The organism is Dawidia soli (assembly GCF_018598185.1).
GTDB classification, from domain to species: domain Bacteria; phylum Bacteroidota; class Bacteroidia; order Cytophagales; family Cyclobacteriaceae; genus Ohtaekwangia; species Ohtaekwangia soli.
The window spans coordinates 132,229-150,028 of the sequence record NZ_JAHESC010000007.1 but is presented as its reverse complement, the minus strand read 5'-3'; the positions used below and the strand labels follow the sequence as shown (position 1 = coordinate 150,028).

Here is a 17,800-nt window from a genome sequence, read left to right as displayed (position 1 = left end):
GGCGATACTATGACTACATCACCGCCGGCCGCAGTCGTTTCTGAAAACTGAGAATAACATCATACAAGAACATCGGCCCCGTCCACGACACCCAGATGATCGTCGCCAATACCTCGCCCGTCGCGCCGAGGTATTGCTGCGTAACCGGCAGCACATACACCACACTCTGTATAACAAATGCCATCGTAACGATATAGCTGCGCGTCGCCCATTCTTCATGGAGCTTAAATTGTTTGGTCACGGCCATGCGCCACGCCAGCACCGTCGTGACAGTCCAGGCGGCACCCAGGGCGTGCAACGATACGACATACGAAAGGCCCAGTACCGGCGCCGTGGTGGTGACCAGTATCAAGGCGCCAAAGGCGCCGGTCAACACCGATACCGCATAGGCCCGCCCGATGATGCGGTGCGCGCGCCGGTACTGCTGCCGAAAGGATTTCCAGAACAAAAACGGCCCGGTAACAAGCGCCAAGGCGCCGCCGGCAATGTGACCCAGAATGGCCCAGGTGTACGGCAGGTATTTACCCAGCACCTCCGGCGCCAGGCTAAAGAACTTCGCCGAATGCACGATGAAGTACGCAGACAATAACACCAGGATGGTTTTGCCCACAAGGCGGCCGTAGCCGTAAACTTTATCTACGATTTGCATGATTTTCAAGCAGTAAGTTGTTAGACGATATTTTACCCGGACACATCCCTCCCACGCGTCAAGGTCGGATGTGACGATTAATCACTGTTCCTCTTTTGGAACAGTCCCGAAAGCATTACCTTTGTTTAGGTCAGGTGACCAAACAAAAGTAGGTCACTCGACCTATTTATACAAGTACTTTTACAAAATTCTGATGACAAAGCGAGACGAGCGCACCCGGCAGATCATCGATCAGACCATCCACCTTTTGCGGGAAGAGGGCAGCGAAGGGCTGACCCTGCGCAAGGTGGCTGCCGCCTGTGGCATCACGCTGAGCAATGTACAATATTACTTTCCGGGCAAGCCCGAGCTGATCCAGGCCACTGTCGCGCAGTTCTTTACTACCTGCAAGGAACTGATCCAGGCCGACCGGGCGCTGGTACTCCCTAAAGACCCGGAATCGTCAAAGGCCTTTTTAAAACGGGTCATCGAAGTGCTGGTGGTATGCGATAACCAGGAGTTCAACGTGATCTTCCGGGAGATCTGGGCACTGTCGAGCCGCGACGCCGCGTTGAAGGCCACGCTGGAAGAATATTACCGCGACTATGCGCAGTGGATGATCGGGCTGATCGAGGAGATCTTCCCGCAGGCAAATGAGATCGTCAGTTTGTTGATCCCCTATGCGGAAGGGTATGCATTGGTGGGGAATACCGTACCGCTAAATCGTGATAAGCAGGTGGCGATGCTGGTGAGGCTGATTACGGAATGGCCGACGGCGGGGCGCGGTGTCAAGGGTGGTTCAAAGGTCGGGATCAGGCGGTAGCTTTTTGAATGCTCTGACTTGCGTCAGCAGCCGGCTTGCACCAGCACACCATTACACCCTACGCTCCCACCGGCAGCACTACGGTAAACCTCGCGTAATGCCCCGGCTCCGAAGCTACGTCGATCCTGCCCTCCAACGCCTGTGCTGCCTTGCGTGCTACATACAGGCCCAGGCCACTGCCCTTCGAAGACTCATGCCCGATAAAGAACATGTTGAACACATCCGTGCGTACCCCGTTGTCGATACCCACACCGTTGTCGTATACCGTCAGCAGCACTGTATTTCCCTCGGCTTCGGCTTTTACTTCCACGCGTGCATGGTCGGTACTGCGCAGGCGGCTGAAGTATAGCGCGTTCTCCACCAGGTGTGCCAGGATCGTCTTTACCAGGGGGGCGCTGGAGCGCAGCTGGATGTTGTCCTGGCAGTCGACGTGAAACTCTACGCCGCTGGCGGTGATCTGCGTTGCCAGGCGGGTTTGCACTTCGCCGATCGCTTCGCGCACGCAGAACCTGGCAACCTTCCGGGCTTCCTGGCTGATCTCGCTCGTTTCGATCAGCTTCTTGAGCATGCGGTCCATTTTCAGGACGACGGCTTGAATCCTTTCTACCAGCTCGCCGACCGGCATCTTCTCGCCGATGTGGCACAGTCCGAGGATGGAACTGAGGGGCGAGCGCAGGTCGTGTGAGGCGCGGTATAAGAATGTATCGAGCTCGCGGTTCGATTCTTCCAGCGACAGCGTTCGTTTTACGACAATGGCTTCCAGGTTTTCGTTGATGGTGGTGATCTCTTCGTTGGCCATGCGCAAGGCTTCGCGCTGGCGGCGCAGCCGACCACTGAAGGAGACCAGCAGGACGATCAGCACACCGAAGACGATCAGGATGCCGATGGTGATCAGTAGCCGCTGCTGAAAGAGCGCTTGTTCTTCGGCCCGCTTTTGTTGCGTGATGGAAAGGCGCTCTTCGAGGTGCTGCACATCAAAGTAGGTATCTTTCAGGGTATTGATGATCTCGCGGTAGTCGTTCTGGTTCTTATAGAACTTGCTCTCGTTCTCGATCAGCATAAGCTCCAGGCGGTCGAGGTCGGCCAGCAGGGTCTTGCGCGTCTCCTCGTCGAGGTTGGAGACGCCCTTCTGAAGCTTGCCGGTGATCATGCCGATCTTCTCTTCGAACGCCGTGCGGTTGACGTCCAGGGCTTCGCTTTCGCGGCTGGCGTGGCTCAACAGGTTATGAATATCTTCGGCCACAAAGGACGAGTCGGAAATGTTTGCCATGTAGTCCGACCGGCGGGAGACGGAGTCCTGCATGCGGCCCACCAGCTCGCGGAACTTGGCGTCGATGCGCGCCCGCGCTTCCGGACTGAGGTTACTCATGGAAATGTTCTTGAACACCGCATAAAACACCGTCAGCGACTGGATGGAGTCCAACCGCGACAGATCGAAGTCGCTGAGCTGATCGCGCAGGGTGGTTGTCTTCGCCGGAGCTTTGCTGCGTTCGGCCACCAACACGTTTTCAGACAGGTTGATGCGCAGCACCTTCATATCCTGCACCTGGAACTGGTCCGCCGAGGTAAGCTTTTCCTGCAAAGGCAGCGGCAGCTCGAACTCGCCGGCCTGGTTTGTGGTGACGGTAACAGGCTTGGTGCCTTTGAACACCACCGACGCCTGTGGTATGGGCCGGCCGTTGGGAAGGCGCAGCGCCATGCGCACCAGGGTATAGCTCCGCTGCCGGACGATGATCTCGATCACACCCCTGGAAAAATTCCACGATGCCGCCTCCAGCTTCTCATCCCGGATCCGCACGGACTTTACCGGCAGATCGTCGGCACCTACTTCCACGAACGCCGAGCCTTTGGAACCCGAGGAGATATAGGCACCGTCGTTCAGCGACAGCTCTATATTTTTCAGCGGCTTCAGCTTTTCGTCAAACGTCTTGATCTGGATCATTTGCTTATCCTGCGCCTGTACGACATGGCCGGCGGTCAGCATGACCAGCAGGGCGCCCATAAAAAATACGGAATATTTCATATTACTTCCTGTCGTTGTTCTTTTTAAAAATGTCTTTTACAATCACGATCTCGTGCACACTCGCTTCGCCCTGGTATTTACTCAGCTCAAAGCTCGCTTTGTGCGTCCCCCCGTCGTCGTCTGTCACCTGTACATAATATTTGCTGAAATACGGGATCACAATCGAAAACTTACCCGAGGCATCCGTTTGGGTAGCAAAGACGGACTTGCCTGTGCCGCTGTCCATCAGCGCGACGCGCGCGTTGGGCCAGGTCATGTTACGCGAGCGGTCGCCCCAGGTATGCTCCTTGTATTTCAACTCACACGCGACCGTAAACGGGTATGTCTGCAGGTCCATGTCCACCTCGTACACGTCGTCGTCATAACCGCCGTGCCGTCGGTTGGAGCTGAGGTAGCCGTGGGTTCCCAGGGTGTCGAGGGCCAGGCCGAAGTCGTCGTAGGGACTGTTGACGGGATAGCCCAGGTTTTCCGGCTCGCCGTAGCCGTCGTCCTGCACCTGTGCGCGGAAGATGTCGAGCTGCCCCAGGCCGGGGTGGCCATCGGAGGAAAAGTATAGCATGTGGCCATGCAGGTAGGGAAAGGCTTCGTTCAACGGCGTATTGACGGTCTCGCCCAGGTTGCGCGGCGGGGTCCACTTTCCATCGACCCACCGGCAGGTATATACGTCCTTGCCGCCCACGCCGCCCGCCATGTCGGACGAAAAATACAGGACAGTGCCCTCCTCGTTGATCGAGACATCGTGGATGGAATACCGGTCGCTATTAAATGCGAACGGCGCGACGACCTTCCACTTCTTTCCTTCCCACGCGGCAAAGTATAGTCCTAACGTGCGTCGTCCTTCCGCGCCGGCCTTTTCCGACGAGGTGACAAAGACCATCTGTTTGCCCTGGTGGTAGAAAGCCATGGGTCCCGTATTGTAGCCTGCCCGGAGAGAGGACGCAAAGGCTACCGGCTTACCAACGGTCAGGATATGGGTGGCGGTGTCTTCCTTCCACCGGGCCTGGTACAGTTTATAGAACGGCGTGTTGGACTTCCGGTTAAAGCGTTCGACGACGCCGGCCCCTTTGCGGTTCGAGGTGAACACAAAACCATCCTGGTAAGGCACCGCGCAAAGCTCACCCGATGTTGTATTGATATTCAGGGGGCGCACGGCATAATGCGCGGAGTCTTCGTACAGGTATTGCAGGTTGGCCAGGCGCCAGACCTTTTTGGCGATCAGCTCGTTGTCGGGCTGCTGCGCCAGGCATCGCTTGTAGTAGTCCAGCGCCATGGCGCGGCGCCCCAGCGTGGCGTTCGCTTCCGCATAATAATACTGATCGTCCCAGGTCAATGTACTGCCCGCGGACAAGCATTGGTCGTACGCCGTCACGGCACCGGCATAGTCCTTGGCGCGGTAGCGGGCCTGCGCCAGTTTACGGCGCATGACCACGTCGTCAGGCTTTCGCGACAGCCCGGCGGTATACAGGGTGGCGGCCCGCGCATAGCGGCCGGCGGCAAAATGCCGGTCGGCTTCGCGCAGCGGGTCTTCGAACAACGAAAAGACCGTCGCCTGCCCGGCCCCCTGCAGGTAGCCCAGACATCCTATCGCCAGTACGATCCACGTTTTTGTCATACCATGTTATCGGGGTGATTCCACATCCATTTGAATATCGCTGAAACGGTAGCCCACCATCAGCTCGTGCGAAGCACTGCTCAACCGGCCGGCAAAACGAATCGGGTGGTCGTACGCATAACCCAGCTGCAATTGCGGCGTAAGCTGAAACCGCAGCAGCAGGTCGACCGATTCGCCCTTCCGATACGAGAGGCCGGCCGAGAGGGCTTTGCGGTATACAACGTTCACGTTGACATCGGCCGAAACCGGCACGCCGGCGTAATACTTCAGTATGACGGCCGGTTCGACGTCGAAGAACTCGTTCAGCATAAAACTATACCGCGCATACGCCAGTACATTGGTCCGGCGCAACCGCACCGTCAGCGTATCCCGCACGTTCAGTGTTTTCGACATCAGCTCGGGCACCGACAGGCCGGCACACCAGCGCGTGGTACGATAGTATATACCGGCGCCAAAGCCGAGGAAGGTTTTGTTTATGTTCGTCATGAGCTGCGGGTCGCTGCTGCTGCCCAGCAGCGAGGCATAGTCGGATTTCAGGCTGGTGACGCCGGCCTGCAGGCCCAGGGACAAGATCCCGCGGTTGTGTACCGGCAGGTGGTAGGCATAGTTCGTGCGGATGTTAGTGTTTTTGTGTACGCCGATCTGGTCGCGGATCACCGCGAGCCCCAACCCCACCCGCTGCGGTTGCAGCAAGGTATGCGCCGAAAAGCTCTGTGTGGAGGGTGCGCCATCCACCCCGCTCCACTGGCTGCGCGTCAGCACCGTGAGGCTCAACGCTTCTTCCGCACCGGCATAAGCGGGATTCAACACCATGTTGTTCAGCATGAACTGCGTGAACTGGGGACTTTGCTGCGCGGCGGCGTTTCCGGCGAGGGCCATTGCGAGGGTCACTACCAGCAGCCGGACAATCAAGGAATATTGTCTTCTCCGCATGCTCAGGGTTGTATTACTTCCAATGATCCTTTCCGCTTCCAGACAATACCCTGCACCCGCACTTCAACTGTATAGAAGTACGTACCCGTGGGCACTTTTACGCCTTGCTGGTTGTGGCCGTCCCAGAAGACACGCTCGTTGTCGTAACCACTTGCCTCGTACACTTTGTTGCCCCAGCGGTCGATGACCAGCACGGCATTGTCCTGATATTTTTCCAGGGAAGCAAGCTCCCAGTGATCGTGAATGCCGTCACCGTTGGGTGTGAGGGCTTTGCCGATATCGATCGAAATGTCGGGAGGCGCTACGATAACGTTAAAGCTACACGTTGCTGTGTGATCGCCCTCCCCAAAGGTATATTGTACGGCGGTTGTGCCGATGTTGAAAATACTGCCGGGGGCGTGCGATCGTTTCACCGGCACCTCGCCACAGGCAATGGTCGCCTGCGGTTCGGTCCAGGTGGCGACGGCTTCGCCCCGCTCGTCTGCCTGCACGCGGATCGGCTCCGGCGGGCATCCGGTCACCACCGGAGTGGTCTCGGTGATGACGTTTACGGCAAAGCTGCAGGTGGCCCTGTTGCCTCTCCAATCGGTCGCGGTATACTCCACGCGTGTCGACCCGATCGGGAATTTTTCGCCCGGCTTATGATTGGACATTACCATCGGATTTCCACAGAGATCGCTTACCGTGGGCGGTATCCAGGTGACGATCGTTTCGCAGGCGGCATTTTCCTGGATGGTGATGTCGGCCGGACAACCGGTGAACACCGGGGTGGTCTCGTCTTTTACGCGTACGTCGAAAGAATACGTGGCGGTGTTGCCCCGTGCATCCCGCGCGATATAGGTTACTTCGTGGTCTCCCACCGGAAAAGAAGCTCCCGGAGAAAAGTTACTGCTTACCGTGACGGCCGAGCAGTCTGTCACGGTCGGCGGCGTCCAGTGTACAACGACTTCGCAGGACGCCGTGGCGGCGACGTCGACCGACGGCGGCAGGTTGCTGAACACCGGACGGACGTCGTCCAGCACCGTAATGCGAAAGTCACACGTCGACCTGTTGCCGGCTTTATCGACGGCGGTATAGGCAACGATGGTGTTCCCCACGGGGAAGGCGTCGCCCGGATGAAAGTTACTGGTAAAGCTCGCCACGGTACAGTCATCCTCGGCAGTGGGCTCTGTCCAGCGAACGACCGCCGTACAGTCACCGCTCGTCGATGACAAGGTGACGACACGATTAGACGGGCAATCGTCTATATCCGGAGCATCGTCATCGCGATCGGAGGCGTCGCAACACAGCGCACCTCCATCTTTACTTTCGCCGGCTACAACCGTGAAGCTACCAAAGCGGTCGCCTACTTCTACATCGCTGCCGCAGCCGGTGCCGATGCCGGTGTTGAACAAATCGGCGACGCGAAGCGAGATATTCGGCCCCAGAAACTTTTCATTGGGCCGGGAGCTGGTAATGGTGAACGTGTCGCCGCCATTGACAATCCCGATATAAATAATACCGCCCTGGTCGAAGGCTGTGACCAGGAATGGCAAAAAGCTATTGAACCGAAGGGTAAGTTTACTCAAGCCTCCCTGGCAAGGGGCACACGTACCTGGCAATGGACAATCGCACACTTGTGCGGAAGCGCATAGCGAAGTGAACAGGAATATGACAAGAAAGATATTCTTTCCACGGCGGCCAAGGCAGACGGGATGCTCGGGTTTGGGTGTCATCGAAGGTAGGTTTGGCTGAAAATGGCTCTCATATCCAGTCCACATACCTAGTAAAGGTAATCATTTGATGCACTGCGCACACTGCAAACCGACGGCCGCGTAAGTTTTACGACTAATCTATCTCATTGTTGGCCAGGAATGTATGTGGCACACTTTTTTAATATGGGTATATTTTGCCCCAGCGTCGATAACGCATTACCTGGCACACCATTTACTACGGGAAAACCACGATTGACCCGCGACCAAACATTTTTTTTGATCATGTCACAAATATTCCCTTTTGGCAGTCCTTGCCTATAAATACGACATGACTATGCCTGACAACCGCATGTTCTGAAAAAGTATACATTACTTCGCCGGCATCACCCTGGCTCTTTTTATCGGTTTTCACCTATTGAACCACCTTTTGTCCCTCGGCTGACCAGACCTTCACATCGCCTGGATGAAGCGGCTCCGCACGGTATAATGCCATCCCGTCGTCGAAACGGTGTTGCTACTGGCTGTTGCGCTTCAGCTCATCACCGGCGTTCGCCTGCTGGTACGCCGCGAGGCGAAGATCGCCGCGGAGAAGATCCAGGCTTACTCCGGATTGTACCTCGCCTTCTTCCTTGTCGTGCACATGGGCGGCGTCATGACGGGCCGGTTTATCGAGCACCTCGACACCAACTTCTATTACGCGGGCGTGGGCATGAACTATTACCCCGCTACGTTCCTTCCTCTCGGTGGCATCGATCTCGCTACACGTCGCGTCTATACATTACATCAAGACACGCGCGACCGGTACTTCGTACGCCATTGCGGGCATCGGAATCGTGGCCGCGGTGTTGATCCCGGTGGGATTCACCAATACATTCAATAGCGGGATATGCCCCCCACTTAACCAGGCGTCTAGTTAAACGATTGGCGGAATTCCAGGGGGGAGACGTTGGTTTTGCGTTTGAAGATCTTGCTGAAGGATTGGGGGTGCTCGAAGCCTAGTTGGTAGGCTATTTCGGCGATGGTGAGGTTGCTGGAGCTTAGGATCTGTTTGGCTTTTTCGATCAGCTTGTGGTGGATGTGCTGTTGGGTGTTTTGGCCGGTATAGGCGCGCAGCATGTCGCTGAGGTAACTGGGCGATACGTGCAAGGCATCGGCGAGCTCTTTTACGGTGGGTAGGCCTATCGTTGTGTGGTTGTTGAAGTGTGTGTCCAGGAGCGTGTCGAGCTTTACGAGCAATTCGTTGCCGGCAGGTTTGCGGCTCATGAATTGCCGGTTATAGAAACGGTCGCAGTGATGCAATAATACTTCGATCTGGGAGACCATGACGTTCTGGCTGAAGCGATCGAGCGGGGCTTCGTACTCCCGGCGGATGTTCCGGAAAATGCCTTCGACCGTGCGCTCTTCTTTTTTGGAGAGGTATAGGGCCTCGTTGATGGCATAGGAGAAGAACTCGAATTGTTTGATGCCTTTGTCGAGGGCGTAGCCGCGGATGAGGTCTGCGTGAAACAGCAGGGAGCTGCCGGCGGCGGGGCGATCGTTCCGCTCTTCGTAACACACCTGGCCCGGGGCGATGAACGACATCACGCCTTCGTCGAAGTCGTAGTAGCTTTGTCCGTAGCGGATCTTTCCTTTGAAGTCTTTCTTGATGGCGATCATGTAAAAGTCGAGCGAGCAGCCTTGTGTGAAGTCGGCGGTAGCGTCGCGGATGTCGCGGAAGTTTATCACGCTCACCAGCGGGTGTTGCGGCTCGGCAATGCCCAGCATGCGGTGCATGTCGCGGATGGAACGGATCCGGATCGAATTCTTGTTCATGACGGGAAAAGCGATGTGATGTTGCAAAGATACACATCCACGCAATACGCCGCGTTGCCAAATTGCGGTACGGCGTTGCCAAAACGAGGGTACCGCCGCGATAATAGCAAGTTCCGGGTTTCCGGGGGCTTTCGGCGACCGCATCTTTGCGCTGTCACTAAACAACCTGGCTCTTATGGTCACCGCTGAAATAACTACGTTGCGCACGGCGCTTATGAATACCGACTGGCCGGCCGTCGCCCGTCAGCTTCATGAAAAAGGGTATGCGTCGCTGCCCCACCTTCTCTCCGACGCGTTGTGCGAGTCCCTTAAACAAGGCTACGCCGCGCCGCACGGCTACCGCAAGACGGTGGTGATGGAGCGCCACCGGTTCGGGTTGGGGGAATACAAATATTTTCACTATCCCCTGCCGGCGGCGTTGCAAACGGTGCGGGAAGAAGTATATCCGCACCTGGTGCCGGTAGCCAATGCGTGGATGGAGGTTCTCCACCTGCCAGACCGCTTTCCGGCTTCGCTGGACGCGCTCCTGGAGCAATGCCGCGCGCACGACCAGCATAAGGCTACGCCCCTGATCCTGAAATACGGCGCGGGGGGGTTTAACACGCTGCACCAGGACCTGTACGGCGAAGTATACTTTCCGCTGCAGCTGGTCTTCTTTCTCAGCGCGGCCGGCAGCGACTACACGGGCGGCGAGTTTGTGCTGACGCAGCAAACGCCGCGGGCGCAATCAAAAGCGATCGTGCTGACACCGGATAAGGGCGATATGCTTATCTTCACGACCAATTTTCGCCCCGTGAAAGGCAGCAAGGGATATTACCGTGCCAGCATGCGCCACGGCGTAAGCGAGGTGCACCGCGGCGAGCGATATACCCTGGGGGTGATCTTTCACGACGCGGTCAGCTAACTGTATGCCTGTAGACTATAAACGCTGGAAAGATGGACTTATTCCATGAAGCGGCCTCCGGCCCTCCGAACCTGCTGCCGTACGAAGGTACGGTGCATTACTATGGACCGGTCTTTACACAAACCGAAGCGGATCATTATTTGCAGACGCTGCTGGACTCGATCGCCTGGCGTCAGGACGAAGCGGTGATCATGGGCAAACACATCTTTACCAAGCGCAAGGTAGCCTGGTACGGCGACCAGGCGTTTTCGTATACCTACTCCAACACCACGCGACACGCGCTGCCCTGGACGCCGGCGCTGCTGGCGCTCAAGCGCGTTACCGAGGAGCGCACGGGTGAGACCTATAATTCGTGTTTGCTCAATCTATACCATACGGGCGAGGAAGGCATGGCCTGGCACAGCGATGCCGAACGGGACTTAAAACGAAACGGCGCCATTGGCTCGCTGAGCTTTGGCGCCGAACGTAAATTTTTATTCAAGCATAAGAAAAGTGCCCAGACCGTTTCGGTGGTGCTACAGCATGGCAGCCTGCTGGTGATGAAAGATACTACGCAAACCTACTGGCTTCACCGCCTGCCGCCGACGAAGCTCGTTACACGGCCGCGGGTCAACCTGACGTTCCGCACGATCGTTACCTGATCACTCCGACCGCAGGGAGCTTACGGGGCTTACCCTTGCGGCGCGGATAGCTTTAACGCTGACCGTTACCAGGGCGATGATGATCGCCAGCACGCCGGCCAGGGCAAACATCCACCACGACAGGGATACACGGTATGGGAATGTTTCCAGCCAGCGGCTCATGGCCCACCACGACGCGGGGACGGCGATCAGCATGGCCACGACCACCAGCCTGAGGAAGTCCGACGACAGCATGCCGGCGATGCCGGCTACGGATGCGCCCAGCACCTTGCGGATGCCGATCTCTTTTACGCGTTGCTCGGTGGCGTATGTGGCCAGGCCAAACAGGCCCAGGCAGGCGATGAAGATGGTGAGCCCCGCAAAAATGGAGAAGATGCTGGTGAACTGTATGTCGGCCCTGTATTGGCGGCTGAAGGATTGATCGAGGAATGTATAGAGGAAGGGGCGCTGCGGCACGACGGTATTCCAGATGGCCTGGAGCTCGGCTATTGTCTTTTCAAAATTACCGTCTTCTACTTTCAGCGTTATATTGTTCAGCGATTCGATGGGCGCCAGGCGCAGCGCCAACGGTTCTACTTTGCGGTGCAGTGACTGATAGTGAAAGTCTTTTACGACGCCGACGACTACGCCTTCACGTCCCCACTGTGAGAACTTCTTGCCGATGATGTCTGCCGGGTTGGAGTAGCCATAGAGCTTGGCGGCGGCTTCGTTCAGGAGCATCGTCTGTGTAGAGTCTACCAGGAAGTCCCGCGAGTACGTACGGCCGGCGGCCATTTCGATACCGTAGGTCGGTACGAAATCAAAGTCGATCTCGTACAGGGACGGTCCCCCCGCGATCATTTCGCCTGTGGGGTCTTCCACCACGGTGTGGGCATTGGGAAAAAAGTTACCGGGCACGGCGCGCGAGGCCGTCGCGGCTTTTACGGCAGGGTGCCGGCTGAGGGCGCCTTTGATGGCTTCGATTTTTTTGTTCACTTCCGAATCGCCACCATAGTCGATCACCAGCATCTGGTCTTGCTTAAAGCCCAGGTCGTGCGACTGCATGTGATCGAGCTGCGACAGTACGACCGCCGTGCCGGCCATCAACGCGATGGATAGGCTAAACTGTACGACCACCAACCCCTTGCGGAGCAATACGCCGCTGGTGGAGGCTTTAAATTTACCTTTCAAGACGGACGCGGGCCGGAAGCCGCTAAGCACGAGCGCCGGATAGCAACCGGCCAGCAGGCCGATGACGCCCGCGGCGAACAGCACCCAAGGCAGCACATGCTTCAGTGCCTCGCTCCCACCCAGCGTTTTACCGGACAGTTCCTGTACAAACGGCAATACGAGCAACGCCAGCGCCAGCGCACATACGGCCGAGATAAAGGAAAGGATGACCGACTCGGTGAGGAACTGCGATACCAGGCTGCTCCGCAGGGCGCCTACGGTCTTGCGTACGCCGACTTCTTTGGCCCGCTCCAGCGAGCGCGCGGTGGACAGGTTCATAAAATTGATGCAGGCGATCAGCAATATAAACACGGCTACCGAGCCAAAGATATATACATTGGCCAGGCTTCCGGTGACGCCGGGCTGGCGGCCAGCCCTGGAATATAAATAGGCGTCCGACAAGGGCTCGAAGGTCATGGCATACCAACCGTTGGCACCGTTTTCTACGTTGCGCGTTACGAAGTCGGGTATCCGGGCCTCCAGCTTGTTTATGTCAGTGCCGCCGGGTAGTCGGAAGTAGGTGTAAAAATCCACGTAGCCCCACCATCCGAAGATCTCGGGACGGAACTTGCGAAAGGTGTTCATCGAAATGAAACCATCGAACGAGAAATGCGAATTGGCCGGTATATCTTCCATGACGCCGGTAACGGTGAGCTGGAAACTATTATCGACGCGTAACACCTGGCCGAGGGCCTCTTCTTCGCCGAAATATTTATGGGCCAGGCTTTTGGTCAGTACAATGCCGTTCAGCTCTTTGAGTGCCGTAGCGGGATTTCCCGACAGAAGCTTCCAGCTGAAGATATCGAACGTAGCAGAATCGGCGAACGTGATATTACTTTCCTGGAAACGCTTGTCGCCATGTTCCAGCAAAAACGTATTCGGGCTGGTAAACTGTGTTACGTGCTGGACCTCGGGATAATACTCCTGCAGGGCCGGGCCGACGGGCGCACAACCCCACACCTGGTACTCTTCGGGGGCCGGTGGCGGCAGCTTTGCCTCTTTGTTCGGCTGCCGGAACGACTGCAGCACCCGGTATATCTCCGGTGCATGCTCGTGATACCGGTCGTATGAAAGCTCTTCGCGAATGTAGAGGGTGATCAACAGGCAGCAGCAGAGGCCTACGGCCAGCCCGGTGATGTTGATGGCGGTGTAGACCTTGTTCCGGAGCAGGCTTCTCCAGGCGATGACAAAATAGTTCTTAAGCATAGGTATACCGGGGTTGGCAATGTTGTCCGTAGGGCACTATTACAATTCAACGGCCACAAAAAAAAGCCCCTCCGGGCGCCAGTTCAGGCTTTTTTCCCAGGGGGGCTGTTCGGTTACAGGACAAACCGTTCGCGGGCGGACGGCTATTTTTTCTCTTCTACGGGTACCTCTTGCGTGGTGCCTTCTTCTTTTTCTTCGGCGCTATCCTTGCCCCAGTATGCCCAGATCGCACCGGCGACGAACACGAGGATGATAGCTTTGCCACCGATCTTGTCCCACAGCGAAATGGGGTTCGACGGCAGGTCGAGGTTATAGGCCGATGCATACGACTTCAACTCTTCGTCGCTCACGTCGAAGTATACATCCTTATCTTTGATCGACAGGCAGTAGTGCTCGTCGAAATTCCAGATCGGCAGCCATACGATCCAGAACTGCTTGTAGACATAGGCTACATCGGCATAGGCCTTGTATTCTTCTGAATAGAACTGGGCGCTGTCCGGCAGGTCGGCTACCGGAATGATGTACTGACATTCGGAGCAATACGGTATCCGGGCACGCGCCGAAGACTCTGTATACACCACAAAAAGCAAAGCGGTCAGGAGGAGGAGTTTTCCTTTCATGTTGGTTGTGTTTGCGGTAAAGATACAGGAAGGTATAATTATACCCGATGGCAATCTGTGAACCCCCATAGGGGCCGTTACCGGGTATAAAATTACCGGTAAAAAGCAGGCATTCGGGGACAACCGGCGGGTTCCGCAGATGTAGGGAGGTCGGAAAGCTGTCTATATACCAGCATGTAACCGTAAAAGTGTCATCCGCACGGAGAATGGGCCCAACGTTTACCGGACCGGCTGCCGGCGCGAATGATCGGCCGGCAACAAGCTCACAGTATTTTTCTTTGTTAAAGCGCAGAGGGCTGCATGACAAGGTACTGGCGGATCTCGGCCTTCAGCAGGCCGGTGATGAGCCGCATCTGCTCGTAGCTTTCCTGGATACGGCCGATCAGCAATGCGCCTTCGAGCATGGTAAACATCTTGATGGCAAACTCTTCTGCCGGAAAACTGTCCAGGAACTCGCCGGCTTCAATGCCCTGTTGCACGATGCGTGAGATCCGTCCCTGAAAGAGCCAGATGACATTGTTCACCTGCTCTTTGATAACAGGGTGCGCGGCGTCGGCCTCTACCCCGAAGTTCAGGATGGGGCAACCGCCGGCATCGTCCTGCAGGAGGTATTCCTCGTAAAAGTCCAGTAAGGCAAAAAGCTTTTGCTTGCCGGTACGCTCGCGCGCTACAACTTTGTCGAGCCTGTCAGAGAGGTCCATCGCCAGATAGTTGAATGACTCGCGGCAGATCTCTGCTTTGCTTTCAAAGTTTCCGTAGACGCCGCCTTTCGCCAGCTTGGTAACTTCCATTATGTCCGTAATGGAGGTGCCGGCAAAGCCTTTCTGGTTGAAGAGGGGGGCGGCCTTTTCAATGATAAACTGGCGCGTCCGCTGCGCCTTTTTCAGAGTAGTAACCATAAGACCAATTTTGTGCGTTGTTAGTTAGCTTGGGTATAAAACAACTGCAAGGTCTGCACGAAACCACAGAAAAAGATATGTAGTTATTAAGCGGCTCCGGCCAATTATTAAGCGGTCGGGCTCACCCGCGTGGGCTTTGTTTCAACGGCCGACAGCAGCCTGTCGATGAGGCTCTTTTGTACTAACGCGCGTTCTACTTCGTCGAGCGCGGTCAGAAGATTATTCGGTGTGTCGGTCAGCGCCGTCAGTACCCGCGTCAGCACTTGCCATGCGGGCTGCATCTGTGTGACGAGCGCCTGGCCTTTGTCGGTGAGCTGCAGCAGACGCTTACGCTCGTCCTGTTTGTCGCGCCGGGAGCGGATCAGCTTATGCTTTTCCAGTTCCTTTAATAGGCTGATGGTCGAGGGGTGGGTATAGCCTATCTCGGTGGCGATTTCGACGACACTCAGTACGGGCTTTTGGTGCAGCGCATAGATCACGGGGAACCACTTCGGCTCGAAGTCGATGCCCTGCGCTTTATACAACAGCGCGCAATCTTTCCGCAGTTGCTCGCTGAGGCGTTGCAGGCGGGTGGAGATGGCCAGGATGCCGGCCTCGTCTATCAGGGGAATGCTCATGATCGTGGGGACAGGTCCAGGTAATAAAATACAGTGTCGACGGCCATGACGGGAAACGCTGGCGGCAGGTCTTGTTTTTCAATCCGGCGGAAGCCGTTGCGCTCATAGAATCGTATGGCTGCGTGCAGCTGGGATACAGTGCCGAGGTATAACGCCTGCAGGCCTCGTTGGCGGCTACAGGTGACCAGCGTGTCGAGCAACTGCTGGGCTATGCCCAGTTCCCTGCCGCGAAATTCTTTTCGTACGAACATCTTACGGATGGCGCCGGCCGGTCCGGCAAAGGCGATGAGCCCAATGGTGCCCACGAGCTGCCCGTTATACTGCGCGCCCCAGAAGCCACCGCCCGAGCCGTGGTAGACCTCTTCGAGTTGTAACAGGTCGGGCTGTGCCTCCAGGGTTACGGGCACGTTAAATTCAAGTTGCTGAATGGGCAATATAATATCAATCACCTCCCGGCTCCGGTCATTGCCGAGGGGGTCGATGGAAAGCGACGCGGTCATGCTGCAAGTATTTATGTACAAAACTACGTAGTTAACTACATAAATGCACACCCGGAAAAATACCCTTTTCTCGGTGTTTGGTTCTTTTCGATCTTTTGGGTAGGTTCGCTCATGAGCCCTCCGTATTGTCTCGCACGAGGCGATACCGGTGGGCTTTTTATATTTTTCTGTAACCCAGACACTTTATATATAGTATGGCAGATGAACGTGATGCCGGGAGCGCTCCTCCTGATCAGAATCCCCCTATTCCTTCTCCTCATACGGGCCCGCCCCCGGAGGATCAAAAATTGAGTCTTTCCGCGGCCTTGCTGGCGCCGCTGAACTCCATTTTCGAAGCGCAGGTACAATCGGCCCGCGCGTTCCTGAATTTCATACTTCAGATCGGATTCCGGCACCAATACACGAAAGAAGAGAGATCCGAGCTGGACGCCAAGATCGCCAGTAAGAATATAGATCCTGCGTACCGGGAGGAGCTGCTGCGGGCGCGCAAAGACATCGAGCAATACGACGAGGCCAGGACAAAAATTGCCGCCCAGCTGGAGAAAGCCCGGGACCCGAACCAGACGCTCGACCCACAGGAGCGCGCCGACGTGGAGGACTTCTATCGTCGTTTCGGCGATCTTTACCAGCAATGCTTCAGCTACCTGGACGGCGGTGGCAATATGCGGACCATCTATGTGCCCAACCTGGCGTTGCTGCCCGTCCAACCGTTGGGCATCGATACGGCGAAGTTCAAATTCTCGATGGAAGTTTCCGACACATCGGAAAAATACGATCAAATGGGTACGGTGCAATCGGAGAAGCAGGAGAGCCGTCCCTGGTATCTCATTCAACCGAAGAGTGTACGGGGTACGATCACGTCGGGCACAAAAGAGAACCATTCCCGGTCGATCGAAGTGGAAATGAATATCAAGGCGGGCGACATGCCGTATGGGTTACACCAGATGCTGACCGCCATCACCAATATATCCGCCGACACTGCGAATAAATCAAATACTTAAATCAACTATCAACCCCTAACTATTATGGCCGAAGAAATCAACGTTAGCCCTGCGGAGTTTCAGAAAATTCCCCTGGACTTTATCATTGCCACTCCCCTGCTCACCACCATCAATGCGCACCGGCAGGCGGCTGAAACCACGCTGGCTTTTATTACCAAGCTGCTGAATAAACCGGCGGATGGAAGCGGGCCCGGCGGTATGGAGAACCTGACGTTCAAGATGAAAGTCAACGAGGTCAACGCCAGCGGCCAAAGTGTTGAAACCACGCGGGAGATCTCGGTGCCACTGATCACCCTGGTGAAAGTGCCCAGCCTGAATTTCGATTCGATGAGCGTGAGCTTTAATTACAACATCTCGCAGATCAGCAAAGAGACCAATACGAATGCGCAGTCGGCTAAGCTGGACATCGGTACGACCGGTATCCTCAAGGGCTTTCTGAATGCGTCGCTGGTCGGCTCTGTCGAGCACAGCCGCACGCGCGAAACCACCAGCAACCGCGGCGGGAGCCTGGAAGTAAAAGTAAATGTCAGCGAATCAGCGCTGCCGGCGGGGTTGCAGAAGGTGCTGGATGCGCTCGTTGAAAACATCGAGCTCCCAAAGTAGATACAGTCATAGCCGCAGAACAAAGATCGAGATGGCCGCTATGGCTTGCTGTGCGCGACCTGAAATGGTTCGATA

General features: G+C 56.3%; 17 protein-coding genes. 6 read left to right on the top strand and 11 right to left on the bottom strand.

What is annotated here, in order from left to right; translation table 11 throughout:
* Positions 1–13: 13 nt before the first annotated feature.
* A complete protein-coding gene (locus KK078_RS07130) occupies positions 14–649 on the bottom strand; it encodes a DUF2306 domain-containing protein (RefSeq protein ID WP_254089562.1) in 636 nt (211 codons plus the stop codon).
* A gap of 193 nt (positions 650–842) precedes the next feature.
* Between KK078_RS07130 and KK078_RS07125 the strand changes: the two genes are divergently transcribed.
* On the top strand, positions 843–1,451 hold the full coding sequence (locus tag KK078_RS07125; RefSeq protein ID WP_254089561.1) for a TetR/AcrR family transcriptional regulator: 609 nt from the start codon (positions 843–845) through the stop codon (positions 1,449–1,451).
* A gap of 58 nt (positions 1,452–1,509) precedes the next feature.
* Here the strand turns inward: KK078_RS07125 and KK078_RS30765 are convergent, their stop codons facing one another.
* The 4 genes from KK078_RS30765 to KK078_RS07105 all read right to left on the bottom strand — a co-directional run bounded on the left by KK078_RS30765 (position 1,510) and on the right by KK078_RS07105 (position 7,587).
* Complete coding sequence (locus tag KK078_RS30765) at positions 1,510–2,250, bottom strand: sensor histidine kinase (RefSeq protein ID WP_394370549.1); 741 nt, start codon at positions 2,248–2,250, stop codon at positions 1,510–1,512.
* Positions 2,251–3,475: 1,225 nt separating this feature from the next.
* Positions 3,476–5,086 (bottom strand): tetratricopeptide repeat protein, encoded by a 1,611-nt coding sequence (locus tag KK078_RS07115; protein ID WP_254089559.1) that lies wholly within the window; start codon positions 5,084–5,086, stop codon positions 3,476–3,478.
* Positions 5,087–5,092: 6 nt separating this feature from the next.
* Positions 5,093–6,019 (bottom strand): PorP/SprF family type IX secretion system membrane protein, encoded by a 927-nt coding sequence (locus KK078_RS07110; RefSeq protein WP_254089558.1) that lies wholly within the window; start codon positions 6,017–6,019, stop codon positions 5,093–5,095.
* A gap of 2 nt (positions 6,020–6,021) precedes the next feature.
* The gene (locus KK078_RS07105; protein ID WP_254089557.1) at positions 6,022–7,587 is read right to left on the bottom strand and encodes an HYR domain-containing protein; all 1,566 of its coding nucleotides are present in this window, start codon (positions 7,585–7,587) and stop codon (positions 6,022–6,024) included.
* A 637-nt stretch (positions 7,588–8,224) separates the two neighbouring features.
* On the opposite strand from KK078_RS07105, the gene KK078_RS07100 reads away from it, so the two are divergent.
* Positions 8,225–8,593, top strand: a complete 369-nt coding sequence (locus KK078_RS07100) for a hypothetical protein (RefSeq protein WP_254089556.1) — start codon at positions 8,225–8,227, stop codon at positions 8,591–8,593.
* Positions 8,594–8,622: 29 nt separating this feature from the next.
* Here KK078_RS07100 and KK078_RS07095 read toward each other — a convergent pair whose 3' ends face one another.
* On the bottom strand, positions 8,623–9,525 hold the full coding sequence (locus KK078_RS07095) for a helix-turn-helix domain-containing protein (RefSeq protein WP_254089555.1): 903 nt from the start codon (positions 9,523–9,525) through the stop codon (positions 8,623–8,625).
* 175 nt (positions 9,526–9,700) lie between these two features.
* Here KK078_RS07095 and KK078_RS07090 point away from each other — a divergent pair, with 175 nt between their 5' ends.
* A complete protein-coding gene (locus KK078_RS07090) occupies positions 9,701–10,429 on the top strand; it encodes a 2OG-Fe(II) oxygenase (protein WP_254089554.1) in 729 nt (242 codons plus the stop codon).
* Positions 10,430–10,461: 32 nt separating this feature from the next.
* Positions 10,462–11,070, top strand: coding sequence for an alpha-ketoglutarate-dependent dioxygenase AlkB family protein (locus KK078_RS07085; RefSeq protein ID WP_254089553.1), 609 nt, complete (start codon positions 10,462–10,464; stop codon positions 11,068–11,070).
* Here KK078_RS07085 and KK078_RS07080 read toward each other — a convergent pair whose 3' ends face one another.
* The 5 genes from KK078_RS07080 to KK078_RS07060 form a co-directional block, all read right to left on the bottom strand.
* The gene (locus KK078_RS07080; RefSeq protein WP_254089552.1) at positions 11,071–13,485 is read right to left on the bottom strand and encodes an ABC transporter permease; all 2,415 of its coding nucleotides are present in this window, start codon (positions 13,483–13,485) and stop codon (positions 11,071–11,073) included.
* 143 nt (positions 13,486–13,628) lie between these two features.
* Entirely contained in the window at positions 13,629–14,105 is a 477-nt protein-coding gene (locus KK078_RS07075; RefSeq protein WP_254089551.1) for a hypothetical protein, read from the bottom strand.
* 281 nt (positions 14,106–14,386) lie between these two features.
* Positions 14,387–15,004 carry a TetR/AcrR family transcriptional regulator gene (locus KK078_RS07070; protein WP_254089550.1) on the bottom strand — a complete coding sequence of 206 codons (618 nt, stop codon included), beginning with the start codon at positions 15,002–15,004 and terminating at the stop codon, positions 14,387–14,389.
* A 107-nt stretch (positions 15,005–15,111) separates the two neighbouring features.
* Positions 15,112–15,621 (bottom strand): MarR family winged helix-turn-helix transcriptional regulator, encoded by a 510-nt coding sequence (locus KK078_RS07065; protein WP_254089549.1) that lies wholly within the window; start codon positions 15,619–15,621, stop codon positions 15,112–15,114.
* Complete coding sequence (locus KK078_RS07060; RefSeq protein WP_254089548.1) at positions 15,618–16,121, bottom strand: GNAT family N-acetyltransferase; 504 nt, start codon at positions 16,119–16,121, stop codon at positions 15,618–15,620. The genes KK078_RS07065 and KK078_RS07060 overlap by 4 nt, the downstream gene beginning before the upstream one ends.
* Positions 16,122–16,315: 194 nt before the next feature.
* Between KK078_RS07060 and KK078_RS07055 the strand changes: the two genes are divergently transcribed.
* Positions 16,316–17,122, top strand: coding sequence for a DUF2589 domain-containing protein (locus tag KK078_RS07055; protein WP_254089547.1), 807 nt, complete (start codon positions 16,316–16,318; stop codon positions 17,120–17,122).
* A gap of 24 nt (positions 17,123–17,146) precedes the next feature.
* Positions 17,147–17,725 carry a DUF2589 domain-containing protein gene (locus tag KK078_RS07050; protein ID WP_254089546.1) on the top strand — a complete coding sequence of 193 codons (579 nt, stop codon included), beginning with the start codon at positions 17,147–17,149 and terminating at the stop codon, positions 17,723–17,725.
* The last annotated feature ends 75 nt before the right edge of the window (positions 17,726–17,800 follow it).

What these genes read in the sequence shown, in the direction of transcription:
- KK078_RS07130 (WP_254089562.1), bottom strand. Translation starts at nt 649, where the DNA reads ATGCAAATCGTAGATAAAGTTTACGGCTACGGCCGCCTTGTGGGCAAA.
- KK078_RS07125 (WP_254089561.1), top strand. Translation starts at nt 843, where the DNA reads ATGACAAAGCGAGACGAGCGCACCCGGCAGATCATCGATCAGACCATC.
- KK078_RS30765 (WP_394370549.1), bottom strand. Translation starts at nt 2,250, where the DNA reads ATGGCCAACGAAGAGATCACCACCATCAACGAAAACCTGGAAGCCATT.
- KK078_RS07115 (WP_254089559.1), bottom strand. Translation starts at nt 5,086, where the DNA reads ATGACAAAAACGTGGATCGTACTGGCGATAGGATGTCTGGGCTACCTG.
- KK078_RS07110 (WP_254089558.1), bottom strand. Translation starts at nt 6,019, where the DNA reads ATGCGGAGAAGACAATATTCCTTGATTGTCCGGCTGCTGGTAGTGACC.
- KK078_RS07095 (WP_254089555.1), bottom strand. Translation starts at nt 9,525, where the DNA reads ATGAACAAGAATTCGATCCGGATCCGTTCCATCCGCGACATGCACCGC.
- KK078_RS07090 (WP_254089554.1), top strand. Translation starts at nt 9,701, where the DNA reads ATGGTCACCGCTGAAATAACTACGTTGCGCACGGCGCTTATGAATACC.
- KK078_RS07085 (WP_254089553.1), top strand. Translation starts at nt 10,462, where the DNA reads ATGGACTTATTCCATGAAGCGGCCTCCGGCCCTCCGAACCTGCTGCCG.
- KK078_RS07080 (WP_254089552.1), bottom strand. Translation starts at nt 13,485, where the DNA reads ATGCTTAAGAACTATTTTGTCATCGCCTGGAGAAGCCTGCTCCGGAAC.
- KK078_RS07075 (WP_254089551.1), bottom strand. Translation starts at nt 14,105, where the DNA reads ATGAAAGGAAAACTCCTCCTCCTGACCGCTTTGCTTTTTGTGGTGTAT.
- KK078_RS07070 (WP_254089550.1), bottom strand. Translation starts at nt 15,004, where the DNA reads ATGGTTACTACTCTGAAAAAGGCGCAGCGGACGCGCCAGTTTATCATT.
- KK078_RS07065 (WP_254089549.1), bottom strand. Translation starts at nt 15,621, where the DNA reads ATGAGCATTCCCCTGATAGACGAGGCCGGCATCCTGGCCATCTCCACC.
- KK078_RS07060 (WP_254089548.1), bottom strand. Translation starts at nt 16,121, where the DNA reads ATGACCGCGTCGCTTTCCATCGACCCCCTCGGCAATGACCGGAGCCGG.
- KK078_RS07055 (WP_254089547.1), top strand. Translation starts at nt 16,316, where the DNA reads ATGGCAGATGAACGTGATGCCGGGAGCGCTCCTCCTGATCAGAATCCC.
- KK078_RS07050 (WP_254089546.1), top strand. Translation starts at nt 17,147, where the DNA reads ATGGCCGAAGAAATCAACGTTAGCCCTGCGGAGTTTCAGAAAATTCCC.